9 protein-coding genes and 1 pseudogene are annotated in these 12,855 nt (G+C 36.3%); 5 read left to right on the plus strand and 5 right to left on the minus strand.

Going from position 1 to position 12,855, the window contains the following annotated elements; translation table 11 throughout:
* Positions 1-19: 19 nt before the first annotated feature.
* The 4 genes and pseudogenes from FPZ44_RS09425 (at position 20) to FPZ44_RS09440 (ending at position 4,655) form a co-directional block, all read left to right on the plus strand.
* On the plus strand, positions 20-487 hold the full coding sequence (locus FPZ44_RS09425) for a hypothetical protein (protein WP_144989564.1): 468 nt from the start codon (positions 20-22) through the stop codon (positions 485-487).
* A 59-nt stretch (positions 488-546) separates the two neighbouring features.
* A complete protein-coding gene (locus FPZ44_RS09430) occupies positions 547-1,203 on the plus strand; it encodes a VanZ family protein (RefSeq protein ID WP_144989566.1) in 657 nt (218 codons plus the stop codon).
* A 396-nt stretch (positions 1,204-1,599) separates the two neighbouring features.
* A pseudogene (locus FPZ44_RS26820) lies at positions 1,600-1,783 on the plus strand (alpha/beta fold hydrolase); the annotation flags it as partial.
* A 253-nt stretch (positions 1,784-2,036) separates the two neighbouring features.
* A complete protein-coding gene (locus FPZ44_RS09440; protein WP_261378270.1) occupies positions 2,037-4,655 on the plus strand; it encodes a metallophosphoesterase in 2,619 nt (872 codons plus the stop codon).
* Between the two features lie 1,070 nt (positions 4,656-5,725).
* Here FPZ44_RS09440 and ku read toward each other — a convergent pair.
* Positions 5,726-6,565: a non-homologous end joining protein Ku gene (ku, locus tag FPZ44_RS09445; RefSeq protein ID WP_144989568.1), complete on the minus strand. Its 840-nt coding sequence runs from the start codon at positions 6,563-6,565 to the stop codon at positions 5,726-5,728.
* A gap of 164 nt (positions 6,566-6,729) precedes the next feature.
* Here ku and FPZ44_RS09450 point away from each other — a divergent pair, with 164 nt between their 5' ends.
* Entirely contained in the window at positions 6,730-7,605 is an 876-nt protein-coding gene (locus tag FPZ44_RS09450; RefSeq protein WP_144989570.1) for an ATP-dependent DNA ligase, read from the plus strand.
* Positions 7,606-7,741: 136 nt separating this feature from the next.
* Here the strand turns inward: FPZ44_RS09450 and FPZ44_RS09455 are convergent, their stop codons facing one another.
* From FPZ44_RS09455 to FPZ44_RS09470, 4 genes are read right to left on the minus strand one after another with little or no spacing between them, the layout of a single operon-like run.
* On the minus strand, positions 7,742-9,220 hold the full coding sequence (locus FPZ44_RS09455; protein ID WP_144989572.1) for a hypothetical protein: 1,479 nt from the start codon (positions 9,218-9,220) through the stop codon (positions 7,742-7,744).
* A 25-nt stretch (positions 9,221-9,245) separates the two neighbouring features.
* The gene (locus FPZ44_RS09460; RefSeq protein WP_144989574.1) at positions 9,246-10,202 is read right to left on the minus strand and encodes an ATP-binding protein; all 957 of its coding nucleotides are present in this window, start codon (positions 10,200-10,202) and stop codon (positions 9,246-9,248) included.
* Between the two features lie 17 nt (positions 10,203-10,219).
* Positions 10,220-12,181: a hypothetical protein gene (locus tag FPZ44_RS09465; protein ID WP_144989576.1), complete on the minus strand. Its 1,962-nt coding sequence runs from the start codon at positions 12,179-12,181 to the stop codon at positions 10,220-10,222.
* The gene (locus FPZ44_RS09470; protein WP_186785978.1) at positions 12,168-12,830 is read right to left on the minus strand and encodes a TnsA endonuclease N-terminal domain-containing protein; all 663 of its coding nucleotides are present in this window, start codon (positions 12,828-12,830) and stop codon (positions 12,168-12,170) included. Before FPZ44_RS09470 ends, FPZ44_RS09465 begins: the two co-directional genes overlap by 14 nt.
* Positions 12,831-12,855: the final 25 nt, after the last annotated feature.

Here is a 12,855-nt window from a genome sequence, read left to right on the forward strand (position 1 = left end):
CAAAATGGAGGTTAGAATAATGAAAAAGCTCGTCAGCACATTTTTCGGACTAACTGTACTTGCTGTAATGTCCATCCCTGTGTTCGCTGCAACTGATATTGCAAACTATAGTTGGAGTATGGATTATAGGGTTGTAGATGGGGAAAAAAATGGTCAGATCCATACTTTGCGCGATGGTACAATACAACTCGGTGGGACACTTAATACTGTTTCAGTAGATTCGGGTTATACACCAATTACATCCACTGTGAAAATTGGCGTATTTGATCAAGATGGGGCATTCAGTGCGGATGATTTGGTTGGAACAATCGATGTACAACCATATAATATGGTAGGTACTAGCAGAACTTTTAGCAAGAACTTTGGGTGGTTTGTAGCAGATGGCGGAGGTTCGGATAACCGTGGTGAATACTATCTCTATTTAGAAAAAACTATTGACGATAATTGGAATCTATCCGGATCCGGTACATTGACAAGCACATACTAACAAGTGTGTAAGAGACTGTCTAATTAGGCAGTCTCTTACCGTTTAAGAGGAGATTTTCTATGTTACGTTTTCATGAATTATATCTTTTACTCGTTGTTCCAGTATTACTATTAATAGTGTACATTCTTAAATCAAGGGGAAAAAGTAATGTTTGTATTCTTTTTTACGGGGTTCTTTTTTATTACCTGATCTTTGTAGGCAAATATACTCTCTTCCCTATACCTGTAAGTGAAGCATATTTATCCATGATACGTCCGAATTCCCCATTTATTGAGCGTATTAATCTGCTCCCTTTATGGACTGATAAAAATTTCACTTTTATTACCAAGGAACAAATTCTAAACATCATCATGACCATTCCATTTGGTTACATTGTAAATTATGTAATGAACAAACAAAACTTCTTTAAGTTAGTTAGAAGTGGAATTATACTTGGAACTATCATCGAAACCATTCAACTATGTATCTCTTTGAGTATTAAGTATCCTTATCGAATAATTGATGTTAATGATATTATATTTAACTTAATAGGAGTAATGATTGGTTATTTGATTTTCAGAGCTGTTTCATTTCTTTTCGTGAAAGTTGTTGACCTTACAAAAATGGAGCATAATACGTTTACAAAATTTGTTTATTCAAAGTCCAAAGTAGTAAATAAAAGAACAAAAAATAAACCTTATTCGTACGGAGGAGAGAATTTTTTGAAATCAGAATGATTCAACCATACCATGTGTAGAAGGATCATCGAAAACAATATATCCTTGGGTTGAAATATAATAAATGGCTATATAGACTAAGGTCAAATCTGTAATCAAAAAAATACACTTACTTAAGATTTATTTCTTATGTGATAAAAAAAGCAGGCGCTTATTGCACAATGTGCAATAAGCGCCTGCTTTTTTTGATAGGGACGTTTCCAGTGTCTGTACGTAGTGCCATCTGTATTGACCAGACGTAGGCCAGGTCGCTTACTATGATGCGTTTAGCTTCCTGTATATTTATTTGCTATGAGTCGTTACATAGAATACTTGTGAGGTTTATACCAGCAATTGTGTAAGTGGGTGAGCCGATTTGCCTTTATGAGAAGGTCAACTCGCTATCTAGATATGGTAAACCCATTCTACAAATTTGCCGTGATTGAGCCTTTGGTTATTGATTAAGTGATGGAACCGAAAAAGAGCGAACCACAACAATATCGCAAGTGAAATTCATGAAGCTTTGCAGCAGTTTAATATCGACCAGTACATACTGATGGGCCATTCCATAGCAGGCATTTACGGACTGGAGTATGTGCATAATTTATAAATGAACAAAAATCCGAGTACAGGACATTATATAATGTCCTGCACTCGGATTTTTTCTTGCGAAAGAATATCCTTGAAATGCTTCGGAAAATACATGAAATATCCAATGGAAAATAAGCATATATTTCCAATGAATGAGCAGAAGAATACATCAAGATGGTATCATCTTGTTCTGTCGAATGGAGGTTCGATACTGCAATATATTACAAATGAAACGTCAAGAAAATGGAAAAGAGGTAACTAGCATGAAGGTTAAAAAGAAGTTGAAAATGAGATTACATACTGTCCTTTTCGTTCTACTCGTTCTAATTTTGTTTCCATTCCATGTAATAGGAGCAGTCAATGCAAATGAACAGCCAGTCGAGACTGCGGTCACACCAAGTAGTGAGGTTCTTGCCCAATGGAATTTTACCAGCGCGGGAACACAAGGAATTATTCCGGCTTCAGCTGGTGTGAATCAGCAAAGCGCTACCATACGTGCAGTTGGTGGTCCATACTTCGAGGCGCTTGTGTCAACTGACAATAGTATCAAATATCAAGGCTGGAATAATGGAGCTAACACGAAATATTGGCTAGCTACGTTATCAACGAAAAATTATGAGAACATTACATTATCCTCTCAACAAACTTCAACAGGAACAGGCCCTCGGGATTTTAAGGTTCAAATTAGTGTAGATAACCAATCATGGACTGATGTACCAAATGGTGTGCTTACGTTAATAACGAGCAATTTTAACTGCACGAACTGTAAACTACAGGATACTCCTCTTAACGCAAGCAATCAAGATTTATTGTATATTCGCTGGCTCGTTACTTCTACTAAAGCAACGAATCCAAGTAATGCTACTGTTGGACCTTATGGCTCAAGTTTATTTAAAGATGTTATTGTAAAAGGAAGCCGAATCTCAGGCACAAATCCGGGTACTCCAACGATAGATGAGGTTCTTCAACCCGTGAACGGTGCAGTAAATGTAGCAGTGGGTAGTCCAGTTACTGTGAAATTCAATAAGCCGATTAGTATTGTTCAAGGGTACTCTGCGACCATCAAGGACAGTAACAACATTACTTTAAGCAATGTATCGTCTGAAATTATAAATAACCACACGTTAAAAATAAATCACCCCAATTTTGTAAGTGGACAGACTTATACGGTATCGGTACCAAAGGAACTTATTAAAGGGCAAGATGATTTACCTCTTATTCGGGATGTATCTTGGAGTTTTACCGTTCAAAATTCGACTTCTCCACCAGTTATCCCTAAATTAATTAATATGACATTTAACGGAGACCCAAAAACAAGCTTAGCCTTCGCCTGGTATACCGATGTAATGACGGATACGGTCGTTCAAGTCGTTCAGGCTTCTGCAGTACAGAATGGTCTGTTTCCGGAGATTGGAGTGACTACCTATCAAGGTAGCTCTGAAAAAATTGGAACTTACGTGATCAAAGGAGACAGAGCTACTCAAAAGAGAACGTATTACTACACGCATAAAGCTATTGCGAACAACTTAATTCCAGGAACAGCTTACAAATTCCGAGTAGGTAACGGATCTGCGAACAGCTGGAGTCAGATCGGTTCCTTTACAACAGATGCGGTAGGGAATCAGCCATATCATTTTATTGCCGGATCTGATTCTCAAGCGTCAAGTCGGTCAGGTTTTGAACCTTGGGCGGATACTTTTAAGAAAGCGAAAATACAAATAGGCGACCCTAAATTTCTTATTAATGTAGGTGATTTGGTAGACAATGGGGATTTGGAGGAGCAATGGCAATGGATGCTCGGTCTAGCACAAAATGAACTTACAACTGTCCCATTCGTTCCAGTGCTTGGTGGTCATGAGGTTCAAGATTATCCTGGAGATGCGACAACACCTAACAATAACTTCTATAATCATTTTAACTTGCCCAAACAAGTTGTAGCCGGTACTGATGAAGGTTCTGTTTATTCGTTTGAATATGGTGATGCACTGTACCTCATATTTAATTCTCAATACGATGGAGGACTTGCCAGTGACGGAACCGTTCGGTGGGTAGATCAACAATATTTGGACCAAGTGAAATGGATGAAAAATGTTGTTGCAAAGAGTAATAAGAAGTGGAAATTCGTTGCGTTCCACAAAGCTCCTTATGGAGCAGGAGATAACTCAGGAAAATATGAAGATGAACGTGTTCAATTTTACAAAAAGCATCTTATCCCTGCCTTTGATGAGATGGGAATTGATATGGTGTTTGAAGCTCACGATCATATGTATATGAGATCGTTCCAAATGTACAATGATCAAGTTGTTCCAGCCTCACAAATTACGTTTGACAGTGAAGGTAATGCAATCAATCCTAAGGGTACCATCTATCTAATGTCTAATGCATTCGGAAATAAATTTTATACGAAATATCCTGGCTATAACGATTATTTTGCAGCTAAAAATCTACAGCCTCACAAAAAAATGTTTACCGACGTTTATGTATCTGATCAAGTGCTTACATTTACAGCTTATACAGCAGCAATAGCTGACGAAGGATCGGGTAACAATGGAGTAAAGGCTTATGATCAATATGGGATCAGGAGAACGGACGTTAAGCCTGAGACCGTGACGAATGCTAGTGTTGTACGAAATGGCAACAAAGCAGTTATTTCATGGAGCCCTCCTGCAGCAAGTACAGAACCTGTAAGAGGTTTTAGACTATACGAGAAAAATGACAAGGTGTCCACACACTGGAGTGAATATATTCCGGTCGTGGCAGGTAAAACACAATACAGCTTTACTGTAAACAATATTAATTCGACGATGAATTATGAATTCATCATCAAAGCTGTTGGTACGAGGCTCAATTCCGACCCTGTAGAAGTTAGCACGATTAATTAACTGGCTTTATACGATGCTGCCCTATGATGTCATTATTGACTATATAGGGCAGTATTTTTTGTGCGGATATATGCAAAAAAACTTTCTAAAAAATCCAGTTCTGTAGCGTGGAATATTTATAATGAATCTTGAAATGGGGAAATGTTAGATATTATTGACGTATGTTGAGGCTTATTAAAGGGCTATTCTAGATACTAGAGTGGTCCAATAATAAGGCGCTTAAAAGAAAGCGTTTTCAAATGGGGGTGGTTTTTTGAAACCGTTGAAGCGAGCTGAATGATAATTGATCTGGCAAATGGCTTTATATGATGCGAGTTTAGATCAAAATCCAACTGAGGAACAATAAAGTTATTTAGAACCAGCTAATGTGTAGCACGAATAAAATAATCAGAGTTAAGCTGTAAATTCACGTATGAAGCGTTACACAGACAAAACCAAGTTGAAGCAAAACAAAACCAAACGAAGAAAAAATTTAAAGCAGCTAGCATTATAATTAAAGATAAAGATGGTATGGTAAACAACATATAAAATAATAATGGAGATATGCGCATAAATTGAAAAAAATCGCTTAAAACAGAGCCAATTTAAGAGGAACTCTTTTGAATCCTTAATACTGTTTCACAAAACCCGTATTTTGTACATATGTCTATATCAAGTAAAAACTCTTATACTACAATCCTCATTCTCTTCTGTCGGATGACAAGAAGTTGATGACATTAATGACAAGAAGTTGACGACATTCCTGTGTGCAATCTCCTTTTAAGAATCATATTAAGTATTATAGCTAACCTTAAACTTCATTGTCTGGCTTCTTTCGTTTTTATGCTGGTCAGTTAAGCACATTATACTTAAATCAAATCTCCACCCAAATACAATCAAAAGTGCTCATTTCTCAATGAACACTTATGATTGTATTTCTTAAATGCACATGGTGACTGCATAACAAATAACCTACCTTCGGAATTTATCCAACGAAATAAGTAGGTTTAAGAGGATTAATATATTAGGTTCACTTCTACTCTATTTATTGCAAAAGCAGGGTCGCTTTTTATCAATTTCCTACTTTTAGTTTACGATATCATGCTGTTTTGTTCCTTCTTTCGTTTCCCCTTTGGTTTTATTGACTTAGAGCTGCTTTTATTATCTAAAGCATCTAGACTAGCCTGAAGTGCAGACATTAAATCAAGAACATTACTTTTTGGATGAGTAACCTCATTTTTTAGTATTTCTTCTCCTTGAATCTTTTTCGTAATCACTTGTTGTAGCCGGTTTCTATAGTCATCCTGGTACTTGGTAGGCTCGAAAGAAACCGAAAGATGCTGAACAATAGATTGCGCCATTTTTAACTCGCTAGGATCAACAATGGGATTTGTCTGTACATTAGGAACTTCTTCAATTGATCTAACTTCATCAAAGTAATACAGTGTTTCTAAAACAAGACAGTTATTTAGAACTCTGACTGCTCCTAGACTTGTTTTCGTACGAATTGATACTTGACATATCCCAATTTTCCCAGTAGTTTTTAATGCCTCCATTAGAAGCGTATAACCTCTATCAGCTCGGCCATCAGGAGATAGATAATATGTTTTTTGAAAGTATATGGGGTCAATTTCTTCGATACTCACAAAATCCACAATTCTTATTTCTTTATTTACTTCTGGCATAAGCTCATCTAATTCTTCTTTTTCAAAAAAAACATATTGGTTTTTTTGAAATTCATATCCCTTTATAAGGTCTGTAGATGCAAGTTCTTTATTACACTGATTGCACGTTTTAAGCAATGAAATTGGTACACCACAAGCTCTATGAATTTGTTTCATTGAAATGTCTTTATCCTCAGTTGCTGCGTGCATCTTTACGGGGAGATGAACAAGACCGAAACTTAGTGCACCTTTCCACAATGTGTGCATAACCTATCTACCCTTCCCTGTTTATATCATTATTATTCCCGTTATGATTATGAATTATACAGTTCTTCCCTACATAACCACTTTAAATTACACCACTTTTATCTATGACTTATGTATATTGCTGATTTTAAACGTTAAGAATTTTAATATAGTTAATATAAGGAGTGAGTAACATTACTATTCGTTTTTCACCAATGCTACTTGAAATGCATGATCACCCATTTGATGATGATAAATACATATTTGAGCCTAAAATAGATGGTCATCGAGCAATATTAACGCATTTTGATCAGAGAACTAGCATATATACACGCTACGGGAATAATGTTACCCGTCAATATCCTGAACTACATAGACTGAATTGGCAACATGATGTAGTACTGGATGGAGAAATAGCTTGCAATAATGCAGGTAAAATTGATTATGAATCGGTCATGAAACGTCTTAAAACAGAAAGCAGTATGAGGATTAATATATTATCTGCTAATCTACCCGCTACCTTCATTGCTTTTGATATATTGTGGTATAAGAATCAAGACCTCCGGTGCTTACCCTTGATCCAGCGGAAAGATATACTTTCACAAGTATGTATGGAAGGCTTTGATCAAATTACTACTATTCCTATGTTTGAAAATAAAGGAGTTGTTCTATTTGACTATATTAAAGAACAAAGTATAGAGGGAATAGTTGCGAAGTTAAAAGATAGCAGCTATACAGGAAAACGATCGAGTTCATGGTTGAAAATCATTAACTGGACGTTTACCACCGTTTATTTAGTTGGATATCATAAGAATGATTTAGGATGGTTAACTTCTATACGTTTAGATAATGGTCAATACAAACAAACAGGTATTGTTCAATACGGTATGACTAATGCTCAGAGAAAATTCTATGAGGACTATTGTAAATCCAACCTCTTCAAGGAAGATAACGAATACGTATATATTGAACCTAGAATCCAAGCTAAAGTGAAGATAAGGAACTGGACTTCAAATGGAATGTTGAGAGTTCCGATTTTTATTGATTTCGTAGTAGACTAGTTTCAATTCTTATACCTTTCATATAACTAAAAGAACTCAAAAGTCTTTGAAATAAAAAAACTGAGCTTCCGCTACTCAGTTTTTTTATTTCTTTATAAGTGGTCTAAAGGATTCATCCATTGGCTCGAAATTCCTTCTATTGAGTCATACTTAATCGTCTAATATAATCATTAACGTATTTAAATTGTTCGGTATTATTTGAGCGATTCAACATTGTTAACGCTAACGGGGTATGTTCACATGCGGAAGGACTGACCTTTCTTTTACTCTTAGTATTGAAAGGACATATTAAATCCTTTTCTAGTTTATGTTCAGAGATCCTTATCTTTCGGAAATGAATTTTTTTGTTTTTTGTAGAAAATCCAAATGCAACAATGAGATTTTCGGGGATGTTTGGTAAATAGACTCCCTTTGCTCCGTGTTTGGCAGAATCATACCAACTATAAAACCAATCTAGATACATCATCCCAATAGATTTGGCAAGCATCCATCTAAACGCATTAAAACTATAGTTTCTAAAGTAATCACTGTGTATGATAGTCTGATCGTATAGATCTCTAATAACATCTTCATACAATGGTGTAGATATCGTGAAATCATATACAGCATTCATTTTACGAGCACCACAAAATTTTTCGTAAAATGGTGGATATTTTAATAGCGATTGCTTCCAAAAGACATAAGCATATGCGTAGGGACAAATCTCTGGAAAAGGCTCACCAGGTTCTTTCAATAAACAATTTAATCTTTTAATGCATGACTTATGTTTATGTATATAGGTACGACGTAAATATTTATCAATTGATTTAAATACGTCTCTAGTGATGTCATAGATTTGCTTGTATATCCAGGTGTTATTAAAGTCGAAAGATTGAATCGATTCTTCTCCCATATAATATTCATATCGAATCTGCTTTTCTACTTCACTTGGTAGTAACAGTTGTTCAAAGTCGAAATTTACTCTTCTTTTACTAAGATCGTTAATAATCCTCCAATGCAATCCACGTGTCTGATCAGCATTTTTTGTATTGTTGATTATCCACTTAGTAAGTGATTTGTTTTGAATCTTAAATCTTTGGCTCCATCGGCTCCATTTCGTACTAAGATCTAACAATGGATGACCACATTTACAAGTAAATGCATCTGATAAACCCTCACCTAACAAGTACGGAATCGGCTGCTTACAGTTGTGACATAAATTAATTAACTGCTTGTTGTGATACGGACAGTAGTCAATAAGCAAAAACTGATGACAGAGGCTATGGTGACCAACCTCCATGCATTCTACACACCAATGCAGGTTATTTTTTAGCCAATATTGTTCGTAATTGCAGTTCGTCCTTACACTTCTAATAAGTGAATCAAAATATTCGTTATTATGAGCATGGAGGTTGTAGTTCAAAAATCTAGAAAGAGCATCACTATCTACACCCTGTAATGTAATTAAATTACGCATAGACCTAGTAAATGAAGGAGTCATATTTGGCCCTACTCTTCTACCGATTACACTTACGAGTTCTTTATGACTTAGGACATTGGCAAAAGCGAATTTTTCTAAAATGGACCATGGGGATTCAAATGGATGAATCCACTCTTTTCTCCAAACAACGTTCATCGACATCAATCATCCTTTATTTAAACTAAGCTAGAGCCATATATATTTCAGATTCAATATACCCAGAGTCTTTAACAGCATTCTTCCAAAGGTCTTGTGTCGGCCAGTATATATCATCTGCACAACCTTGTTTCATTGCATTCTCAACCGTAAATGCAAAGTACTCCATAGGAATTTCTAAACTTTTTGATAAACCATATTCTCGCCGAATGTCTTTAAAAAGACTGTATAAATCAGCTGCACATTTTTCTAATCTATGTCCTTCTTCGAAAGCTTTTGGGAAATAATATCGTGTAAAACTCCACCCGCTTCCTTCAGGATATTCGGAAACCTGATCATAGCATTTTAAGCAAAACTTAATATCTTCAATTGTACGAATACCATAGAATTGATGCTCCTTTGTCATAAATCGACCAATGATTTGAGATTTCTTTTGTTCTAAAAAGAAAGTCCTGCGCGACAACAATTCTTCTTGACCAACTGAAATGACAGTTAGACTAATCTTCGCACGATCGAGCTCGTTATAAATATCAATCAGCCAATTGTAATGTAACTCAGTTAAACGATGTGCCTCGTCAATTATGAGGACGACTCTACGTAATTTTGATTTCTCTCCTTGTTCAATTAGCAAGTTTACAATCTGACTTCTCATGTTGGAAGGTTTTCTTTTGGAAGGAAAGGGAAACTTAAAATCATTTAACATATCGAGAAAGAACTTTTCTTCACTTGGCATACGGTACAAGTTACAAGATGTTGAGAAGATGGGTATAGGTGCCCCTAGTTTCTCAGGAATATATCGCATAGCAAATTGAATAGAGCTACTTTTTCCTATTCGCGGTCGTCCGTATACGATTATGCCAGGACTTCGATTTGATACTGTTTTCATTAACGTCTCCATTAATTTTAAAACTTCCCTTGTTGGTAATACATAATGACCTTGTTCAACAGGATGGACACCATTTGGGATACTAGGCCTATTCATTCCTATTTACTCCTAACTTAATATGTAATGGTCTTGTATTGTGTAAGGATTTCCTCAAGATTTTTGGAATTGGTTGCATCTATTTGGCTGTTGAGTTGACGAGCATTTTCTAAAGGATTAGTCGTGTCAATTACTTGTTGCTGTTGAGGGTTAGCTTTTTCCTTCTCCCTTGTGTATTTTTTGACTTTAGTAATCTTATTAGCATCACGTCTTGGTCCCGCTTTAGCTTGTTGTGTCAAATAATCTGTATACACAAACACAGGATCGTCCCAACTTGTATAGTGAATTAGCTTATTAATTACAAGTTTATTGATCTCTTTTCTCATTTGTAAATTATGCGGGCTCAAAGACCACTTACCCACAGCAACTAATACCCCAAATTCACTACCATCTGGTAAGAAAGATCGAATCGTTCGTAAGTCATCGATATTTACATGCAAGCTAAGTTCAGTACCAATTAAATGAGCTGAACTAGCTAGCTTATCATTCCTGTATTCGACCCCTTCATATTGAATGTAAGGTCTTTTTCCGGTCCCTATACTTCCTCTAACTGTTCGTTTTATTGTTGTTTGCATAAACAACATCTCCGATCTTTTACTTTCATCAAGAATGCGAGGAGACATTCCGCTTGATATTCGTTTTTCTAACAATTCGAGTGGTGATTGGTGATAAATACTCTGATGAGGCGTCCCGTTATAGTTCGCAATTATTACTTCAACAAGCTCCTCTAAATGACTGTAGGTTATCGAAAACTTGATGGCCTTTTCATCTGGATTCTGTCTGCGTGGATCTTTGGGATGGCTACCAGTTGTGTTCGGGAGACGATGAATTTGTTCAGCAAATGATTTGAAATATCGTTCGATAGTTCCCCGACGCATTGGAAGCGAAACCGGTCCTAATGAAGTTGTGCAACCAAGTAGATAGTGCAATCGATCTTGCACTAGGTTTGCAAGGTGAGATCTGGCGTTATCAAACAATATAATATCCCAGACAGCCCACTCCATTTCTGGTGATAATTCAGAAGGAAATCCACCTGTTCCTTGGTATGATAAATTGTCTATTGATAATGTTTTTCTGTTGTGTGGCACGATAGCATTTCTAATACAGGTCATGACATCACTAGCGCTATATTCTTTATTCAAAGATATCGAGTAGCCAATCACATTGTGCGTTGCTTCGTCGATTATACATAAAATCCAGAAACGCTCGAGCACACGTACAACTTCATCTCCATCTGGAGTAGTTAGACGAACAGCAAATATAGCATCAATACGATGACCATCAAATTGGACGACTTGGTATGGCGTCATGGTACTTTGATGATTTGCTTCCCCAATTCCAGAATGGCGTATTTTTTGACTTGCATCTTCTCCATAACGCTTTGCTGCCCTGTGGATATGAGTGTTATGCAAATTCTTTAGGTATCTGTAGATGGTTCGGTAAGCCATATGTTCTGTATTAAATGGATAAGCATGTAACGGTATGTTTTTATCTCTACAGGCATCCACAAACTTCTTATGTATGTATTTTGGTCTCATTACGGGCTCCATACCTCTTCTATTTCGATTAAAATAGAGGTCAATGATTAACTCTTCAATATCGGGGTATTTTTCCAAAAGCAATTTAAACTCGCCAGTTTTTTTTCCATGGTTTCTCTTCTTGCTTGTAGGATTTAACTCGTATTGCTTAACTCTTTTATTAGGAATTAAGGCTCTGTAGCCCAATACGTCTCCATTTACGTCAAATGATAGGCATCTAGTAATTAATCGATGAAGATTCTTTCTTTGAATATTAGTAAGAGCATGTATATCCTTCATACTGACTCTTTTTGTGACGTACATATCCACTGCTTGCTTTCTGGTTAGAAATATCTCTCGATCTAAGGGATCTAACTGCATAGGGTCTACAGTAGGCCACAATGCTAGATTTACTTGTTCAGGCAGAAGACTTTCTTTATAGATGAACTTACTCCTCGTCATCAATCCAAACCTCCGTACTGTGTCCCCATAACGTTTCTGTTATGTTGGTGCACACAACACCCGTATACATGAGCCATGCGCAAATATTAATCATTTTATTAATTGTAAACTCACTATCTAGTTTTCGAAGCAGCTCTTGAATAGTGCATCGTCCCATCTTTATAGCGCATAAAATCTTCTCAGTATTATCGGGCTTCTGCATATTGGATACAATGGACAACATTTTAATTCGATTCTCCCTCTCGATCCTGCTCTCTCGTATTGATGCTTCTGTCATTACGATATGTTTATAACCGTTTTCTTCGCACCATTTCTGTTGTGCACCAATCTGTCTCATCGTGCGTGAGTATCTATGATGATGAGGTTTTAATTCAATTGAGTATTTGATTTCTACAAATACTTCTTCACCGTCCTGATATTTAATCCACATATCAAATATGCTCGTATGAATCTTCTCGTTACAAACATAACTGATTTCTAGTGGCTGTTCGCAATAGGTTATTACATTAGGATTCGTATCAACTCGAACAAAATGATCAAACTCTAAATCACTATACAGCCCCACTTTGCGCCCCACTTTAGGACCATTTGAAGTCCAGTAATTATTCCCGTATTTTTTATTACGTGAAATTACAATAGGACTAAACATTTCTATCATCCCTCTTAAATGTGCT

This window comes from Paenibacillus agilis, from assembly GCF_007786455.1.
Classification (GTDB): domain Bacteria; phylum Bacillota; class Bacilli; order Paenibacillales; family Paenibacillaceae; genus Paenibacillus_B; species Paenibacillus_B agilis.

What these genes read in the sequence shown, in the direction of transcription:
- FPZ44_RS09425 (WP_144989564.1), top strand. Translation starts at nt 20, where the DNA reads ATGAAAAAGCTCGTCAGCACATTTTTCGGACTAACTGTACTTGCTGTA.
- FPZ44_RS09430 (WP_144989566.1), top strand. Translation starts at nt 547, where the DNA reads ATGTTACGTTTTCATGAATTATATCTTTTACTCGTTGTTCCAGTATTA.
- FPZ44_RS09440 (WP_261378270.1), top strand. Translation starts at nt 2,037, where the DNA reads ATGAAGGTTAAAAAGAAGTTGAAAATGAGATTACATACTGTCCTTTTC.
- ku (WP_144989568.1), bottom strand. Translation starts at nt 6,565, where the DNA reads ATGCACACATTGTGGAAAGGTGCACTAAGTTTCGGTCTTGTTCATCTC.
- FPZ44_RS09455 (WP_144989572.1), bottom strand. Translation starts at nt 9,220, where the DNA reads ATGAACGTTGTTTGGAGAAAAGAGTGGATTCATCCATTTGAATCCCCA.
- FPZ44_RS09460 (WP_144989574.1), bottom strand. Translation starts at nt 10,202, where the DNA reads ATGAATAGGCCTAGTATCCCAAATGGTGTCCATCCTGTTGAACAAGGT.
- FPZ44_RS09465 (WP_144989576.1), bottom strand. Translation starts at nt 12,181, where the DNA reads ATGACGAGGAGTAAGTTCATCTATAAAGAAAGTCTTCTGCCTGAACAA.
- FPZ44_RS09470 (WP_186785978.1), bottom strand. Translation starts at nt 12,830, where the DNA reads ATGTTTAGTCCTATTGTAATTTCACGTAATAAAAAATACGGGAATAAT.